This is a genomic window from Streptomyces similanensis, assembly GCF_039543625.1.
GTDB classification, from domain to species: Bacteria; Actinomycetota; Actinomycetes; order Streptomycetales; family Streptomycetaceae; genus Streptomyces; species Streptomyces similanensis.
This window is the reverse complement of the sequence record NZ_BAABKC010000084.1, coordinates 1-17,488: the sequence shown is the minus strand read 5'-3', so window position 1 is coordinate 17,488 and position 17,488 is coordinate 1. Positions and strand designations below refer to the sequence as shown.

At 73.6% G+C, this 17,488-nt stretch carries 14 protein-coding genes and 1 riboswitch; of the genes, 10 read left to right on the top strand and 4 right to left on the bottom strand.

Annotated elements, in window-relative coordinates; genetic code table 11:
- Positions 1-55 precede the first annotated feature (55 nt).
- Positions 56-529, bottom strand: a complete 474-nt coding sequence (locus ABEB07_RS26360) for a C40 family peptidase (RefSeq protein ID WP_164586119.1) — start codon at positions 527-529, stop codon at positions 56-58.
- Between the two features lie 3 nt (positions 530-532).
- Positions 533-668: riboswitch (cyclic di-AMP (ydaO/yuaA leader) on the bottom strand.
- Between the two features lie 952 nt (positions 669-1,620).
- Here ABEB07_RS26360 and ABEB07_RS26355 point away from each other — a divergent pair.
- The 8 genes from ABEB07_RS26355 to ABEB07_RS26320 all read left to right on the top strand — a co-directional run bounded on the left by ABEB07_RS26355 (position 1,621) and on the right by ABEB07_RS26320 (position 8,992).
- Complete coding sequence (locus tag ABEB07_RS26355; RefSeq protein WP_164585342.1) at positions 1,621-1,980, top strand: ANTAR domain-containing protein; 360 nt, start codon at positions 1,621-1,623, stop codon at positions 1,978-1,980.
- Between the two features lie 559 nt (positions 1,981-2,539).
- Complete coding sequence (locus ABEB07_RS26350) at positions 2,540-2,842, top strand: urease subunit gamma (protein WP_164589332.1); 303 nt, start codon at positions 2,540-2,542, stop codon at positions 2,840-2,842.
- 14 nt (positions 2,843-2,856) lie between these two features.
- Positions 2,857-3,168, top strand: coding sequence for an urease subunit beta (locus tag ABEB07_RS26345; RefSeq protein WP_164589331.1), 312 nt, complete (start codon positions 2,857-2,859; stop codon positions 3,166-3,168).
- Positions 3,161-4,882 (top strand): urease subunit alpha, encoded by a 1,722-nt coding sequence (locus ABEB07_RS26340; protein WP_164589330.1) that lies wholly within the window; start codon positions 3,161-3,163, stop codon positions 4,880-4,882. Before ABEB07_RS26345 ends, ABEB07_RS26340 begins: the two co-directional genes overlap by 8 nt.
- A gap of 11 nt (positions 4,883-4,893) precedes the next feature.
- Complete coding sequence (locus ABEB07_RS26335; RefSeq protein ID WP_345670584.1) at positions 4,894-5,568, top strand: urease accessory protein UreF; 675 nt, start codon at positions 4,894-4,896, stop codon at positions 5,566-5,568.
- An 86-nt stretch (positions 5,569-5,654) separates the two neighbouring features.
- The gene (ureG, locus tag ABEB07_RS26330; protein WP_345670583.1) at positions 5,655-6,338 is read left to right on the top strand and encodes an urease accessory protein UreG; all 684 of its coding nucleotides are present in this window, start codon (positions 5,655-5,657) and stop codon (positions 6,336-6,338) included.
- Entirely contained in the window at positions 6,335-7,273 is a 939-nt protein-coding gene (locus tag ABEB07_RS26325) for an urease accessory protein UreD (RefSeq protein ID WP_345670582.1), read from the top strand. Before ureG ends, ABEB07_RS26325 begins: the two co-directional genes overlap by 4 nt.
- A gap of 120 nt (positions 7,274-7,393) precedes the next feature.
- Positions 7,394-8,992 carry an alpha/beta hydrolase gene (locus ABEB07_RS26320; protein WP_345670581.1) on the top strand — a complete coding sequence of 533 codons (1,599 nt, stop codon included), beginning with the start codon at positions 7,394-7,396 and terminating at the stop codon, positions 8,990-8,992.
- A gap of 96 nt (positions 8,993-9,088) precedes the next feature.
- Here ABEB07_RS26320 and ABEB07_RS26315 read toward each other — a convergent pair whose 3' ends face one another.
- From ABEB07_RS26315 to ABEB07_RS26305, 3 genes are all read right to left on the bottom strand, one after another.
- The gene (locus tag ABEB07_RS26315) at positions 9,089-9,826 is read right to left on the bottom strand and encodes a lysophospholipid acyltransferase family protein (RefSeq protein ID WP_176148100.1); all 738 of its coding nucleotides are present in this window, start codon (positions 9,824-9,826) and stop codon (positions 9,089-9,091) included.
- A gap of 144 nt (positions 9,827-9,970) precedes the next feature.
- Complete coding sequence (locus ABEB07_RS26310; protein ID WP_345670580.1) at positions 9,971-10,837, bottom strand: hypothetical protein; 867 nt, start codon at positions 10,835-10,837, stop codon at positions 9,971-9,973.
- On the bottom strand, positions 10,834-16,044 hold the full coding sequence (locus ABEB07_RS26305) for a caspase family protein (RefSeq protein WP_345670579.1): 5,211 nt from the start codon (positions 16,042-16,044) through the stop codon (positions 10,834-10,836). The genes ABEB07_RS26310 and ABEB07_RS26305 overlap by 4 nt, the downstream gene beginning before the upstream one ends.
- Positions 16,045-16,231: 187 nt before the next feature.
- On the opposite strand from ABEB07_RS26305, the gene ABEB07_RS26300 reads away from it, so the two are divergent.
- Positions 16,232-16,861 carry a DedA family protein gene (locus ABEB07_RS26300; RefSeq protein ID WP_164582587.1) on the top strand — a complete coding sequence of 210 codons (630 nt, stop codon included), beginning with the start codon at positions 16,232-16,234 and terminating at the stop codon, positions 16,859-16,861.
- A 59-nt stretch (positions 16,862-16,920) separates the two neighbouring features.
- On the top strand, positions 16,921-17,488 hold a 568-nt coding region (locus tag ABEB07_RS26295; RefSeq protein WP_345670578.1), incomplete at its 3' end, for a hypothetical protein.

The window sequence follows — 17,488 nt, the reverse complement described above, 5'->3', positions numbered from 1 at the left end:
GGCGGCGGGTCGGCGCGCGGGCGCCGACGGATGGCCGGCGCCGCCCTCGGGCGGGTCAGTTGACCCGCCCGTACCACACGCTCTTCGTCCAGATCTTCTGCAGCCGCACCACGTCACCGGTCTTCGGCGCATGCCAGATCTTGCCCCCGCCGGCGTAGATGCCGACGTGGTAGACGTACGAGCCCGAGTGGAAGAACACCAGGTCACCGGCGCGGCGGCTGCCCGCCGAGATGTGGCGGGACTTGTTGTACTGCTGCTCGGCCGTGCGGGGCAGCTTCTTGCCCGCCCGCTTGAACGAGTACAGCGTGAGTCCCGAGCAGTCGAACCGGCGCGGTCCCGTGGCGCCCCACTGGTAGGGGGAGCCCTTCTTGGACGCCGCGATCTGGAGCGCCTTCGCCGCGAACGTCGCGGCCGAGGCGTCGGAGGCGCCGCCGGGCACCACGATCGAACCGCCGACGGCGGCGATGGTCAGGGCCGAGGCCGTGCCGGCCCGGGCCATGAACGACGGGACACGATTGAGCGCAGTCATGCGCAACCCTTCGTCAGCCGCCTGTGAAGGATGACCTGTCGGATTCGGGCTGGCGAAGTTGCCCGGCCGCGTTGTCGCGGCTTCACCCCAAGGGCTGCTCGACCCGGCCATGGTGTGACCGTTCCGGCGACCCGTCGTGCTTGGGTCCTCCACTCCTGCCGATCCACTTCCGTCGACCGGTCGTCCGTGCGGCGGCAGGACTCGGCGTCCGCCCGGACCGCCCCGCCGCTGTGGCGGGGGCTTGTCGTCAGACAGGGATCTTCACCTACGGATGTCCGAAAATCCCAACGGAACTATGGATTTGTGTTGTTACTCACCACTCACCCGTTCGGGTGGACATCCGCTCGTTCGAACGACTGTGTCCTCCCGTCACGACGCCCGGACCAGCGGCGGAACGCCCCATTCCGCCATCCGTGCAGGCGCGTTGCGCAACCGCGAGGTCCCCGAAAAAGGGTGTGTATCTACGCCGAAAGGCGGTACCTCATTTGGTCCGTTTCGGCTCCCGCCCGGGAGCGTCGGCCCCGTCGCCCGCGTGTGGTCGAGCCGGGGATGCCTGTGCGTCCGTCAACTGCCGTGCCGCGCGGGCGGGGTGACCCGGCTGGTCGGGCACTCGCCGTCGAGCGCGCGCGGCGCCCGCGCCGGGGTCGCCGTGCGCGGCGCGGTCTCGCCCCGCCGGCGCATCGGCGCGAGCGCGTCGGGCGAGCGGACCCACCGCGGCCAGGTAACGGCCGATCAGCTCCGCCTCGGCGCGCGGTCTGCGTCGGCGGCCTCGGCTCCGGGGGCGGCCCGGCGGGCGGCACGGACGGTTCGGGCGGATCCACCGGCGGCTCGTCCCGGGCCCGGCGGCCGCGGGTTCCCGCGCATGTGCCCGGCGGCCCCCGGGCGGACCCGGCGGACGGTCGGCCGGTCCACGGCGCGGCCCGCCACGAGAGGGTCGTCGGCCCCCGGGCGGAGACGCCGGCGCCGAGGACGTACCGGCCCTGTGCCCCCGGCGGGACCCTTCGGCCGGCCGGTCTCCGGTCGTGCGCGTCGTTCTCCTGGAGCAAGCTGGAGGTGGAACTCCGGCCGCTCGACGACCCAGGGGATCTGCAATGGTGTTCTTCGCGATGTCCAGGCGGCACCCCCTCCAGCTGCTGTCCACCACCGACCTGGTGCTGGAGCACGAACGGCTGCACGAGGAGATCGACCAGCTGCAACGCGCCCTGACCTCGCACGCCGTCATCGACCAGGCCATCGGCGCCGTGGTGGCCTTCGGCCGGATCCCGCCCGACGACGCCTGGCGGGTCCTGCGGGAGGTCTCCCAGCGCACCAACACGAAGGTGCGCACGGTCGCCGAGCACGTCCTGAAGTTCGCGCAGGGCGGCGCCCTGTCCGACACCGAGCTGGAGGAGCTGAGGCGGGCGCTCGACCGCCACTCCGCGCACTTCTCCGCAGGCCGCGCAGGGTCCTGATCCGCCCGAGCGAGCCGCCCGCGCCCTCGCGCGCCGCCGGTACGCGCCCCAGCCCGCCGCCGGCCGGCCCTGCGCCCGCCGTCGGTACGCCGCCTCACACCTGCTGCCGCACGCCCCGCTTCTGCCGCCGTACGCCCCCGCGCCCGCCGCCTCGCACGCCCCGCGCCCGCCGCCGTACGCCCCCGCCGCCCAAGCGGCCCGCGCCCGTCGTCGTAGGCCCCCGAGAACCGCCGTACGCGGCCCCGCCCCGGCGGTCCGTGCGTGCGGCGGCGGTGACCGTGCCACGGACGTGCCGTGCCACGGACGTGCCGTGCCACGGACGGCGCAGCGGGGCGCCCCCGGTATGCCGCAGCCCAGCTGCCGGTCATGGGACGACCAAGGTCTGGTTAACGTCGTTGAAACTCCGACGAACTAGCCTGCCGATCCATGCCACCTGCGGTTTTTCCGTCTGGATTGTTCGAGGATCGAGCGATTCCTCCCTGTGTTAGACCTGTGCCGTCGTGGTGGCTGCGGCAGCCGGGCCCCGTGCGGTCCGGAGCGATGACTGTGAGGTGGGCCCATGCAACTGACCCCGCACGAACAAGAGAGACTGCTCATCCATGTGGCGGCCGACGTGGCCGAGCGGCGCCGGGCCCGGGGGCTGAAGCTGAACCACCCCGAGGCGATCGCCCTCATCACCTCGCACATCCTGGAGGGCGCCCGCGACGGCCGTACCGTCGCCGAGCTGATGTCCTCCGGACGCAAGGTGCTGACCAGGGACGACGTCATGGAGGGCATCCCCGAGCTGATCCACGACGTGCAGGTCGAGGCCACCTTCCCCGACGGGACCAAGCTCGTCACCGTCCACGAGCCGATCGTCTGAAGGGGGAGGAAGCGGTGATTCCCGGAGAGATCCTGTTCGCCGACGGCCCGATCGTCTACAACGAGGGCCGCGAGGTCACCCGGCTGACCGTGCTGAACGCCGCCGACCGCCCCGTACAGGTCGGCTCGCACTACCACTTCGCCGAGGCCAACCCCGGCCTGGAGTTCGACCGTGCCGCCGCGCACGGCAGGCGGCTGGACATCGCCGCCGGGACCGCCGTGCGCTTCGAGCCCGGCATCCCCGTCGACGTCGCCCTCGTCCCGATCGCCGGCGCCCGGATCGTGCCCGGTCTGCGCGGGGAGACCGGAGGCGCCCTCGATGCCTGAGATCTCCCGCCCCGCCTACGCCGACCTGTTCGGCCCCACCACCGGCGACCGCATCCGGCTCGCCGACACCGATCTGCTCGTCGAGATCGAGGAGGACCGCAGCGGCGGCCCCGGGCTGGCCGGCGACGAGGCCGTCTTCGGCGGCGGCAAGGTCGTCCGCGAGTCCATGGGCCAGTCCCGCGTCACCCGCGCGGAAGGCGCCCCCGACACCGTGATCACCGGCGTCGTCATCGTCGACCACTGGGGCATCGTCAAGGCCGACGTCGGCATCCGCGACGGCCGGATCACCGGCATCGGCAAGGCGGGCAACCCCGACACCATGGACGGCGTCCACCCGGACCTGGTCCTCGGTCCGGAGACCGAGATCATCGCGGGCAACGGGCGGATCCTCACCGCCGGCGCCATCGACGCCCATGTCCACTTCATCTGCCCCCAGATCGCCGACGAGGCGCTCGCCTCCGGCATCACCACCCTGGTGGGCGGCGGCACCGGACCGGCCGAGGGCTCCAAGGCGACCACCGTCACCCCCGGCCCCTGGCACCTGGCCCGCACGCTGGAGGCGCTGGAGGCGTACCCCCTCAACATCGGTCTGCTCGGCAAGGGCAACACCGTCTCGCACGACGCGATGCTGTCCCAGATCCGCGGCGGCGCCCTGGGTCTGAAGCTGCACGAGGACTGGGGCTGCACGCCCGCCGTCATCGACGCCTCGCTCACCGTCGCCGACCGGACCGGCGTCCAGGTCGCCCTCCACACCGACACCCTCAACGAGGCCGGTTTCGTGGGCGACACGCTCGCCGCGATCGCCGGCCGCGGCATCCACAGCTACCACACCGAGGGCGCGGGCGGCGGGCACGCGCCGGACATCATGACCGTGGTCTCCGAGCCGAACGTGCTGCCCAGCTCCACCAACCCCACCCGGCCGTTCACCGTCAACACCGCCGAGGAACACCTCGACATGCTGATGGTGTGCCACCACCTCAACCCGGCGGTGCCCGAGGACCTGGCGTTCGCCGAGTCGCGGATCCGGCCCTCCACCATCGGCGCCGAGGACGTGCTGCACGACCTGGGCGCCATCTCGATCATCTCCTCCGACTCCCAGGCCATGGGCCGGGTCGGCGAGGTGATCCTGCGGACCTGGCAGACGGCGCACGTCATGAAGCGGCGGCGCGGCGCGCTGCCGGGCGACGGGCGCGCCGACAACCACCGGGTGCGCCGCTATGTCGCCAAGTACACGATCAACCCGGCCGTCGCGCAGGGCCTGGACCGCGAGATCGGCTCGGTGCGGACCGGCAAGCTCGCCGACCTGGTGCTGTGGGAGCCCGCGTTCTTCGGGGTCAAGCCGCTCCTCGTCATCAAGGGCGGCCAGATCGCGTACGCGCAGATGGGCGACGCGAACGCCTCCATCCCCACGCCGCAGCCCGTGCTGCCGCGCCCGATGTACGGGGCGGTCGGCCGGGCGCCCGCCGCCAATTCGCTCAACTTCGTCGCCCCGCTCGCGATCGAGGACGGACTGCCGGACCGGCTGGGCCTCGGCAAGCGCTTCGTCGCCATCGCCTCGACGCGCGCGGTGACCAAGGCGGACATGCGGGAGAACGACGCGCGGCCCGACGTCGCCATCGACCCGGACAGCTTCGCCGTGCGGGTGGACGGCGAGCTGATCGAGTCCGTGCCGGCCGCCGAACTGCCCATGGCCCAGCGTTACTTCCTCTTCTGAGGGCGGCGCCGATGACCAAGGCGGCACTTCTCGTCCTGGCCGACGGCCGCTTCCCCGCCGGCGGGCACGCGCACTCCGGCGGGGCCGAGGCGGCGGTCCGGGCCGGGCGGATCACCGGGGCGGCGGACCTCGCTGACTTCTGCCGGGGGCGGCTGCACACGGCGGGGCTGGTCGCGGCCGCCCTCGCCGGCGCCGCCGCGCTCGGCTGCGACCCCGTGGAACTGGACGCGGCGGCGGACGCGCGGACCCCGTCGCCCGCCCTGCGGCTGGCCGCCCGCAAGCTGGGGCGGCAACTGGTGCGGGCCGCCCGCGCGACCTGGCCGACGCCCGAACTCGACGCCCTGGCACAGGAGTTCCCCAAGGGGGCGCATCAGCCGGTGGTGCTCGGGCTCACCGCGCGGGCCGCCGGACTCGGCCCCGAGGAGGCCGCGTACTGCGCGGCGTACGAGAGCGTGAGCGGACCGGCCACGGCGACCGTGCGGCTGCTCAGTCTCGACCCGTTCGACGCGACGGCCGTACTGGCCCGGCTGGCACCGGAACTGGACCAGGTCGTCGAGCGCGCGGTGGCCGCGGCCCGGCGCGCCGCACTCGACGGCCCCGGTGCGCTGCCCGCCTGCTCCGCGCCGCTGCTGGAGATCGCGGCCGAGGCGCACGCCGCCTGGCCCGTACGGCTGTTCGCTTCGTAGGCCCCGTCCCTTCCCACCTCTCCCGCCTCTCTTCCCGACCTCGGGGGCCGCGCCCTCCGCTCCCGGCCGATCACTGGAGCCCTGCCATGCATCTCGACCACTCCCACCCGGCCACCCCCGCCGTGAGCGCCGACGCGCATCGGCCCGACGGCACCCGCCGGGCCATCAGGATCGGCCTCGGCGGGCCCGTGGGGTCCGGGAAGACCGCGACCGTCGCCGCCCTGTGCCGGGCGCTGCGCGACGAACTCTCGCTCGCCGTCGTCACCAACGACATCTACACGCGCGAGGACGCCGAGTTCCTGCTGCGCGAGGCGGTGCTGCCGCCCGAGCGGATCACCGCCGTGGAGACGGGCGCCTGCCCGCACACGGCGATCCGGGACGACATCTCGGCCAACCTGGAGGCGGTCGAGGACCTGGAGGACGCGGTCGGACCGCTGGACCTGATCCTCCTGGAGTCCGGCGGGGACAACCTCACCGCGACCTTCTCCAAGGGGCTCGTGGACGCGCAGGTCTTCGTGATCGACGTGGCCGGCGGCGACGACATCCCGCGCAAGGGCGGCCCCGGCGTCACCACCGCCGACCTGCTCGTCGTCAACAAGACCGACCTCGCGCCGTACGTCGGCTCCGACCTGGCGCGGATGGCCGCCGACGCGAAGGCCGCCCGCGGCGAACTGCCGGTCGTGCTGCAGTCGTTGCGCGGCGAGGCGGGCGTGGCGGACGTGGCCGACTGGGTGCGGGCGCGGCTCGCGGCCTGGACGGCACGGGCATGACGACGACCGCCACCACCGCCACGACGACCGTCACCACCGCCACGACGGCTACGACGGCCGCGACCGCCACGACGGCCACGACCGCCGCGACGGCCGCGACCGACGCCGCCCGGCGGACGGCCGCCGCCCCGGTCGCACCGCCCACCACGGCCGCGGGGGTACGCGCCACCGCGCGGATCGTCGCCCGCGACGACGGCCGGGGCGGCACCTGCCTTCCCGTGCTCGCGGGCGAGGGGCCGCTCGCGCCGCGCCGCACCCGGGGCGGCGCCGCCGAGGCGCGGGTGCTGCTGGTCGGCGCGATGAGCGGCCCCCTCGGCGGCGACCGCCTCACCGTCGACGCCCGGGCGGAGGCCGGGGCCCGGCTGCGGATCGGATCGGCGGCGGCCACCATCGCCCTGCCCGGCCAGGTACCGGCCCCGGCCCGCTACGACGTCCGGCTCACCGTCGCCGACGGCGGCGAACTGCACTGGCTGCCCGAGCAGTTGATCTCCGCCCGGGGCAGCGACCTGCACGTCGCCACGCACGCCGACCTGGCCCCGACCGCACGGCTGGTGCTGCGCGAGGAGCAGGTGCTCGGGCGTGCGGGCGAGCGGCCCGGCCGGCTCACCAGCCGGCTCACCGTCCGGATCGGCGGCCGGGCCGTGCTGGACCAGGAGCTGTCCTGCGGCCCGGGCGCACCGGGCGGCTGGGACGGCCCCGCGGTGCTGGCCGGACACCACGCCGTCGGACAACTCGTCCTCGTGCGCCCCGAGTTCGCCCACACCCCGGTCACGTCCCGCCTCCTGGGCGAGGGCGCAGCCCTGGTGCCGCTGGCCGGACCGGCCGCTCTGGTCAGCGCCGTCGCCCCCGACGCGCTGCGGCTGCGCCGCCTGCTGGACGCGGCGCTGGGCGAGCTGGAGGCGGCTCTCGGCGGCCCGCCGGAGGAACTCCGCTGAGCGGAACACGCCGCGTCGGTTATCGGATTGGCAAAGAAGGTCAACGACCCCTGTCCTCAGCCACCTCACAGCCGGAAGGATCCCCGTACCCATTCGTAACGATGTACGGGGAGGTCCCACTTGAGGGACATCAGACCGAAGAACCGGTTCCTGGCCCTCGGTTCGGCCGGTGCGCTCGTCACGGCGACCCTGATAGCCGGCGCTGTGGCGGCCCCCGCGGCCAGTGCGGACAGCCGCCGCGGCCAGGACAGCGAGGCGCGCGGCGCCGCCGTCGCCGCGGACCGTGCCGCCAAGGCCGGCATCGACTGGCAGGGCTGCCCCGCCGACTGGGGGCTGGCCAAGCCCATCCAGTGCGGCTACGTCTCGGTGCCGCTCGACTACGCCCACCCCTACGGCAAGCAGATCAAGCTCGCCGTGGACCGCATCGGCAACACCGGCACGAAGCAGGAGCGCCAGGGCGCCCTCGTCTACAACCCCGGTGGTCCGGGCGGCTCGGGCCTGCGCTTCCCGACCCGCGTCACCGGCAAGAACCCGCTGTGGACCAACGTCTCCAAGGCCTACGACTTCGTCGGCTTCGACCCGCGCGGCGTCGGCCACTCCGCGCCGATCTCCTGCGTCGACCCGCAGGAGTTCGTCAAGGCGCCCAAGATGGACCCGGTGCCCGACTCCGAGGCCGACAAGCGCGCCCAGCGCAAGCTGGCCCGCGAGTACGCCGACGGCTGCCTCGACCGCTCCGGCGCGGCGATGCTCCGGCAGATGACGACCCCGAACACCGCCCGCGACCTGGACGTCATCCGGGCCGCGCTCGGCGAGAAGAAGATCAACTACCTGGGCGTCTCCTACGGCACCTACCTCGGCGCCGTCTACGGCACCCTGTTCCCGGACCACGTCCGCCGGATGATCGTCGACAGCGTCGTCAACCCGGACCGCGACAACATCTGGTACCAGGCCAACCTCGACCAGGACATCGCCTTCGAGGGCCGCTGGAAGGACTGGCAGGACTGGGTCGCCAAGAACGACGCCGCCTTCCACCTGGGGACCACCCGCGACGCCGTCCAGGCCAAGTGGCTCCAGCTGCGCGCCGCCGCCAAGAAGAGCCCGATCGGCGGGGTGGTCGGCCCGGCCGAGCTGCTCGCCTTCTTCCAGAGCGCCCCGTACTACGACTCCTCGTGGGTCCCGGTCGCGACGGTGTTCAGCAAGTACTTCGCCGGCGACACCCAGGCGCTCGTCGACGCCGCCGCCCCGGACATGTCCGACACCGCGGGCAACATCTCCTCGGAGAACGGCAACGCCGTCTACACGGCCGTCGAGTGCGCCGACGCCAAGTGGCCCACCAGCTGGCACAAGTGGGACCGGGACAACACGCGGCTGAACGCGAAGTACCCGTTCCTGACCTGGTCCAACGCCTGGATGAACCTGCCCTGCGCCACCTGGCCGGTCAAGCAGCAGAGCCCGGTGAACGTCAAGACCGGCAAGGGCCTGCCGCAGGTGCTGATCGTGCAGTCCACGCGCGACGCGGCCACCCCGTACGTGGGCGCCGTCGAACTGCACAAGCGGTTCAAGGGATCGCGTCTGATCACCGAGAAGGACGCCGGCTCCCACGGCGTCACCGGCCTGGTCAACCCGTGCGTCAACGAGCGGGTGGACGCCTACCTGCTCAGCGGCAAGGTGGACGCCGCGGACGTGACCTGCGCCCCGCACGCCACGCCGAAGCCGTAACGGCACGCGCCCGAGTGCGTATCCGCCAAGGGGCGGCCGGTGACTCCGGCCGCCCCTTCGCCGTCCGTACGGCGCACCCGCCCTGCGGCGACGGCGTCACCCCAGCGGCGGGTGCGGGAAGCCACGCCCGCGCCCGGTCTTCGGCGCGGCCGCCCCGTCCGCCTGCCCGGCCTTGGCCACGGCCGCGTACGTGTCGACGTACTCCTGCCCGGACAGCGCCAGGATGGCGTACATGATCTCGTCCGTGACGGCGCGCAGCACCGCCTTCTGCTCCGTCATGCCGGCGAAGCGGGAGAAGTCCAAGGGCGCGCCGAAGCGGATGACGACGGGCCGGATCCGCGGCAGCACCCGGCCCGGCGGCTGCGCCTCGAACGTGCCGATCATCGCGCACGGGACGACCGGCACCCCGGCCCTGATGGCCATGACCGCGACCCCGACCTTGCCCTTGTAGAGCCGGCCGTCGGGCGAACGGGTGCCCTCCGGGTAGATGCCGAGAAGCTCGCCCCGGCGCAGCACCCCGAGCCCCTCCCGGATCGCGGCCTGCCCGGCCTCCTTGCCGGAGCGGTCGACCGGGATCTGCCCGGCGCTGCGGAAGAAGGCGGCGGTGAGCCGGCCCTTGAGCCCGGGCCCCGTGAAGTACTCCGCCTTGGCCAGGAAGGTGATGCGCCGTCTGAGGATCGCGGGCATCAGGAAGTGGTCCGAGAACGACAGGTGGTTGCCCGCGACGATGGCCGCACCGGACGCCGGCACCTGCTCCAGCCCCTCGATCCGCGGCCGGAAGACGACCCGCAGCAGCGGTCCCAGCAGGACGTATTTGAGCACGTAGTAGAACAAGAAGGTCGCTCCTCACTCGCCGGAACAGGCTTGCTTCGGAACCGCGGTGGGCCGGGCGCGGGTGTGTCCGGACCGGAGGCCGGCCCGCGCCCACCCTCCTCATGTGTAACCCCTTACGGGCCGGGCGATGCCGGTCCGGTGCGGTCAGGCGGAGGCGCCGGGGCGGCGCAGGGAGCGCGTCACGGCCGCCCCCGTCTCGCGCGCCGTGAGGTACGGACGGACGTCGTGCGCGCGGGCCCCGTTGTGCACGGGCACGTCCGTGACCCGCGCGCCGAACGCGGGAGCCAGCTCCTTGGCCAGGGCCACCGCGTCACCGGAGTCGGCGATATTGGTCCACTTCCTGACCGGCGCGGGCCAGCGCGCGAAACCGCCGGCGGGAGCGGGTTCGAGCCGGTCGAAGACCATCTTGCGCACCCCGAGCGGCGACCCCAGCGTGATGAGCGTCAGGTCGGGCCACTCCGGGTGCGCGCACAGGCCCTCGTAGGCGATCACCGATCCCAGGGAGTGCGCGATCACCAGTTCCGTCCGGTCGGTGACGCAGCGCGCGAACTCGGCCTGGACACCGGCCCGCACCGCGGGTTCGGTGAAGTAGCGCCGTACCTGACGGGCCGCGTGGATCAGCAGGCTCTCGCCGAGGCCGGCGAAGAACGCCGAGTGGCTGAGCGCGTCGAGGGCACGTTGGACCGGACGGGGGGTGCGCAGCCGGGCCGGCTCCTCGGGACCGGGCACCCGTGTCTCGGCCGCCGAGGCCGCCTCCCACCAGCCGAGCAGCAGCTCCTCCTCCAGACCCTGTTCGACGTCGGAGGCGTCGAGCACGGGCGGGCCCAGGGTGCGGCGGCCGGCCGGCCGGAACACATGGCCCCAGAAGGCCATCGACACCTCGGCGCGGTCGACCGGCTCGGCTTCCGCGCGTTTCAGTCCGTCGCACAGCGCCGGGTACCAGTCGAGGAGAAGGCTCTCCTCTCCCTTGGTCTCCTGCGCGATTCCGTGGACGAGTACGACACGGCTCATTCGGTGGTCAGCTCCTTCGCGGGCGACGGCAGGTGCAGACGCAGGGCCGCGAGGCCCATGTCGGTGGCCACGCTGACCCGCCCGCTCTCGTCCAGGGCGAGATCGTTGATCCCGCTCCCGATGTCCAGGGCCAGGTTCCAGGACGGCGAGCGCAGGTCCCACACCCGCAGCTGCCCGTATCTGTCGCCCGCCACGAGCACGGCCTGCTCGCCGGTGGACACGGCGGCGAGCGCGGTGACGGCCGAGGGGAACGGTTCGGGCTCCAGCGCCACGGGGCCCGGACCGGCCAGGTCCCACAGCCGCACCCGGCCGCCGGCGGTGCCGCAGACGGCGAAGTCCCGGTCGAGCCGGACCAGCTCCAGCGACGCGGCGCCCATCTCGTGACCCTCCAGTGTGGCCGTGGCGTCACCGGTGGCGAGGTCCCAGAGCCGCACGGTGCCGTCCATGGAGGCGCTGACCAGACGGGGTTCGCCTTCGGCGGGGTCCCAGAAGCGCAGGGCGCGGACGTCCGAGGTGTGTCCCCTCATCACCGGACCCACGGGAGCGCCGGTCGCCGGGTCCCAGGAGTGCACGTCGTACCAGCCGTCCGTCGCCGCCGCGACCCAGCGGCCGTTCACCGTTCCCAACGCCGGGTTGTCCTTGGCCGGGCGGTGAGTGGCCAGCCGCCTGCGCTCCTCCAGCGACCAGACCTCGATGGTGTTGTACGAGCCGCGCAGCAGCAGCATGCGTCCGTCCACCTCGGCGGCTGCGATCCCCTGGTTGCCGAAGGAGGCGCCGGTAAGGGCGTTGCCGATCGGCCGTCCGTCACGCAGATTGTGCAAGCGCAGGGTCCCGGTGCCGTCCTCGGCGGCCACCGCGTCGAGCCCGGAAGCCGTGCGCAGCATCAGGGTCCGGTCCACGCCCCGGTCCGACCGGCACATCGGCTCCCCCCACGGCTGGAACACGTCGAGGTTCCAGATGCGCACCATGGATGTGGCCGTGGTGATCAGCACGTCCACCGTGCCGATCCGACCGAACACCGGCTTGAGCGCGCGGTAGTCGTGGTAATACTCGAGCGATTCCCGGTACTGCTCGCCGGTGGTCAGATCCCACAGGCGTAGGGTGCCGTCCCACGACTGGGTGGCCAGCATCTCCCGGCCGGCGACCCGGCCTACGTCGACTCCCATGACCCGGTCGGTGTGACCGCGGAAGGGGCCCGCGACGCGTTGCGCCGTCCCCACGTCCAGGACATGCACGTTGTACCCCTCGACCTCGCACACCACCAGCGGACGCGCCCGGCTGAACGCCACACCCACCGGCCGGGCGGACTGGGAGTAGTCCTCCAGGAAGAGGTGCGCCCGGGTGGCGCCGCCGGCCTCCCGGACGTAGCAGTGCCCGGAGGTCGTGGCCAGGACTATCAGCAGAGCGTTGCCGTCCTGGTCCAGCGCGAGCCTCGACACGCCGCCGATGTGCCCGCCCAGCGGAGCGCCGACGGGCCGGCCGGTTGCCGTGTCCCAGACTCTGACCGTGCCGTCCTGGCTGCCGCTGACGACCACCGGACGGCCCTCCAGTTTCCCGGCGGCAAGGCAAGTGACGGTGTTGGTATGGCCGGTCAGCACCGGCCCCACGGCCGCTCCGGTGGACGCGTCCCACAGCCGCACGGTGGTGTCGTCGCCGCCGGTGGCGGCGAACGCCCGCCCGTCCCGCACCCAGAGGGCGACGGCGAGGATCGAGCCCGTATGCCCTTGCATCGCCGGACCGGCTTGGCGGCGGTCGGCGAGGTCCCACAGCCGTGCGGTGCCGTCCCGGGACGCGGTCACCGCCAGCGGCCTGCCGTTCGGCGTCGTCACGAAGGCGAGCGCGTTGATGGAGTCGACGTGTTCCTGGTCCGGCTGCTCGGTGGTCAGGTCCCAGATCCGTGCGGTGCGGTCCTGGCTGACGGTCACGGCGAGCGAGCCGGCGTCCCGGATCTGTAGGGCCGCTCCCGTAATGGACTCGACGTGGCCGCGCAGGGGACGGCCGATCTGCTGGAGTGTGGCCAGGTCCCACAGCCTTACGTCGCCCTCCCCGCTGGTGAGAGCCACGGCCGTGTCCTGGAACCGGCCGGTCGCGATGGACTTGACCGTACCGCCCCACTTCGACATGTGGCCGAGGACCGGCTCGCCGATCTGGCGCCGGTCCGTCAGGTCCCACCGGCTGAGCAGACCGCTGGAGTCGCCGACGAGCACCACCGTGCGTCCGTCCACCTCCGCCACCCGCAGCGCCGTGATGTCGCCGGGGGTGCCGAGCAGGGGCAGTCCGTCGATGCGGGCGTCCCCGCCGTGCGGCACGTCGCTCAGGTCCCAGACGTACAGCGCCCGGTCCTCGCCGCCCGTCACGGCGATCGGCCGGCCGTCCAGGTCGCCCAGGTCGGCGTCGTTGACCGTGCGCCGGTGCGCGGCGAGCGCGGTGCCGAGCTGACGCCGGGTCCGCAGGTCCCACAGCCGGGCCGTGCCGTCGGAACTGGCCGTGAGCGCCACCTCGCTGCCGCCGACGCGTCCGGTGACGACGCTCTCGATCCGGTTGGTGTGGCCGGTCAGCGGGGCGCCGAACTCCTGGCCGACCGACAGGTCCCAGATCCGGACGGTGCCGTCCTCGGCGCCGGTGAGCACGATCGTGTAGTCGTCGAGGTCGCTGACCGCGACGGCGCTGACGGCGATCCCCACGGACAGCGGCACGCCGATCCGCCGCTGTGAGATCAGGTCCCACACCAGGGCCGTGCCGTCCTGGCTGCCGGTGACCGCGACGGGCCGGCCGTCGAGTTCGCCGACCGCCGTGCACTCGATGGACTTGGTGTGGCCGCTGAGGAGCCGGTGGACCCCGCTGGCGGACCACCAGGCCCAGGTGGCCGACCAGGGCATGGCCACGCCCAGCGCGCCGATCCGGTCGGCCAGGTCGTCCGCGCCGCAGCGGCGGGCCGACAGCTGGAGGTCGGCGGCCCGCTCGCCGAGCGGCCGGTCGGTGGTGAGGCGGTGGGCCACCTGCTCATAGGCGCCGCGTACCTGCCGGGCCGGGCCGTGTCCGCCCACCGAGGCGAACGCCCGCAGCAGGGCGAGCGGTTCGGCGGCGAGGAGGAAGCCCGGGTCCGCCATCAGCGTGTCCAGGGCGCCGGCCGCCGCGGCGTGGGTGGCCAGGTGCATACGGACGTAGGGCGGGGCGGCGAACCAGTCGGGCCGGCCGTCGGCGGCGACGGGGACCAGCGCGGTCAGCGCCTCGCCGACCGTGCGCTGGACGTCCACGGCGGGCCGCCCGGCGGTGGCGCGCAGGTGCTCGGCGAGCGCCTTGTGGTACAGCCGGTAGGCCGACCGGCGGTCGTCGTCGATGACCTCGGCGATGTACGCCTCGGCGACGTCCAGTGCCCAGGTGACGTCCTCCTCGGTACAGGTGACGCCGGACAGGGTGCTGCTCAGCTCGGTCCACAGTCGCCCTCGCGGCAGCCCCTTGCCTTCGGAGAACGCCAGCGCCAGCAGCATCCGCCGCACTCGCGGCTCGTCCCGGCCGAAGCGGGCCAGGTAGTCGTCGAAGGCGCCGCCGATCTCGCTGGGCAGGGCGTCCGACCATCCCGGCCGGGTGGCGTCGACCGCCGTTCGGTCCGAGCGCAGGGTCCGCGCGGTGGTCCGCGCGTACAGGTAGACGCCGGCCGCTCTGGCGGCCACACCGCGCGCCACGGTCCGGGCGAGTTCGGGATCGTCCCGGTAGGGGGTGCGGACCTCGGGCTCCTCGGCCGCGACCAGCACCCGGGTGACGTAACCGGTCACGTCGTCCTCGCCCGCCCGGTACTCGGGCAGGTCGAGGTCGAGGATGGCGAAGGTCGGCCCGAGCGCGGTGATCAGCTCGTGCCGGGTGCCGACGAGGAGCCGTACCCCGCGGATCTCCGACATCGGGCGCAGGAGCTCCCGGCTGATCCGGCGCGGCTCGCCGTGGCCCCCGGCGTCGGCGGCGGTGTCGGAGCCCGCCTCGTCCACGGCGTCGACGACGATCACCAGCGGAGGTCCCTGCCGGCCGCGCCGGGTCAGTTCCTGGAGCAGGGCCGCCGAACCGTCCGCCTCGATGTCCAGGGCGTCGCCGATGCGCTCCACGACCTCTTCCAGCCGCTTGTGACGGGCGTGCACGGCGGCCGCCACCAGACCCGCCGGCACCACCGTGGCGGGGTCGACGTCCGAGAGGTCGAGGGCCGCCCGGTACCCCGCGTCGGACAGGGCGACGATGCGGCCGAGCACGGCCGACTTGCCGCAGCCCGGGCTGCCGGTGACGATCCGGCCGCGGCCGTCGTGGTCCGGGTCGACGAGCCAGGACACGAGTTCCTTCAGGACGTTGGAGCGTCCGCTGAAGTAGAGGCCCTGCTCGGATTCGAACTCCACGCCGCGCGAGCGCGGTCCGAAGTGCTCCGTGAGGTCCCGGCCGGCGACCCGCCGCTGGACCTCCAGGTCCGTGCCGAGCGGGGGCAGCTCGGGACGGTAGCCGGCGTTGGGCAGGAACGGGGCCAGGCCCGTGACGAGGCCGCTGGCGAGTTCGGCGCGCTGGGCGCGTCCGTCGGCGTCGAACCGTTCGTTGACGGCTTTGACCAGCTCGGTCAGATCGAGGTACTGCTGACGCTGCCCGGTGCGTTCGGTGGTGGTCTCGACGGCCGCGGCGAAGGCGGAGGTGAACTGCCCGTCGGCGGCGATGTCCTTGCGCCGGGCCGAGGCGAGGAACCACAGCCCGGTGGTGGCGGGCCCATTGGGGCTGCCGTAGACCAGCCGTTGCAGCGCGACCGCCGTGGCCTCCGCGCTGCCCGCTCCGCCCGCGCAGGTGTCCAGGATCAGCAGCAGGTGGCGTAAGTCGCCGTTGCACAGGATCCGGACGAGATCCTCGGTGGCCAGCGCCGTGGCGGCCAGGTCGTCGGGGGAGGAGTCCCAGCAGAACAGGTAGTGCCGGTCGCCCGGAGCGGTGGCGCCATGGCCCGCGAAGTAGACGACGACGATGTCGTCGCCGGTCAACGCCGTGTCGGCGGCCCAGTGGCGCAGCTTCTGCCGGATCTGCTCGGCGCCGTCGTACTCGCCGAGGCCCGGCAGCGCCGACTCGTAGCCGAAGCCGCCGAAGAGCCGGGCCGTGGCCTGTTTGTCCGACTGGACGAACTCCAGTTGATCCGCTCGCGGAAGATGCTGATACCGGCCGCTGCCCAGCGCGACGAAGAAACGCCGTTCCACCCGATCCGCCCCCGCCACGTCCTGCCGGAGCGCGCCGTTCCCCACGGCGCCGCCCGGTTCCGAGCCGTCCTGCCGACGACTGTATAGGCGGGCCGGTCTCCCGGTCAGGGCTGTGCGCGACTTCCGAACGCGCCGGAGCGCGCGGCGGCTGCCGGGCCCGTGCGCCGGGCGACGTACGGTGGTGACCATGCCTCCTCCGCTTCCGGGTCCGCTGGAGCACCTGGCACCGCTGCTCGGCCACTACGGCTACTGGGCCGTCGGTGGCGTCGTCTTCGTGGAGGACTTCGGGATCCCCGCGCCCGGCGAGACGATCCTGATCGCGGCGGGCGTGTACGCGGGGGCGGGCGAGCTGAACGTCGTGGCCGTGGGGCTGATCGCGTTCACCGCGGCCGTGGTCGGGGACAACATCGGCTATCTCATCGGCCGCCTGGGCGGCCGCGCGTTCGTGCACCGCTGGGGCAAGTACGTCTTCCTGACGCCGGAGCGGTTCGCGTCGGCCGAGCGGTTCTTCACCCGGCACGGCGGCAAGATCGTCACCGTGGCCCGCTTCGTCGAGGGGCTGCGCCAGGCCAACGGCATCATCGCGGGCACCAGCGGGATGCACTGGCTGCGCTTCCTGGCCTTCAACGCGCTCGGCGCGGCGCTGTGGGTGGGCATGTGGGTGACCCTCGCCTACTTCGCCGGCACGCACATCGGCGCCGTCTACGACACGATCAGCCGGTACGAGGCGTACGTGCTCACCGGGCTCGGCGTCCTCGTCGCGGCGCTGGTCGTCCGGCACCTGCTGCGCCGCCGGCGCCGGAGCCGGGAGTCCTGACCTCCGGCACGCCACGGGGGCGCCCGCGGCCGGTGCGGGGGAGTCCGTACGATGGGCGCGTGTCGTCCGGCGCCCGCCTCCGCTCCGCGACGAGCCGCGCCGGCCGGGCGTCGCTCGTCCTGGCCGTGCTGGCCGTGCTGGCTGGGGTGTTCGCGATGCACGCGCTGTCGCCCGCCGGGATGCCGGCCACGGGCGAACACGGCGCCATGACCTCCCTCGCCGCGGCCGGCCACGACGCGGGTGCCATGACTTCGTTCGCGGCGGCCGGGCACGAGACCGGTGGTATGGCTTCGTCCGCGGCGGCCGGCCACGAGACCGGTGGCATGGCTTCGTCCGCCGCGGCCGGGCACGAGACCGGTGGCATGATCTCCTTCGCCGCGACCGGCCGCAACACCAGCGCTACGACCTCCTTCGCCGCGACCAGGCACGACGCCGGCACCATGTCTTCCCTCGCCGCGGCCGGCCACGACGCCGGGCCAGTGCGGCATCCGGCGGCCGGCGCCGATCACGCGGCCCCGCGCCCGGACCGGGCCTGCCGCCCGTCGCCCGGCGCCACGGACGGCGGCGGTGCGGCGATGACGCATGCCGGCGGCACCTGCGCGGCGGCCGGCACCTCGGCGCCGTACG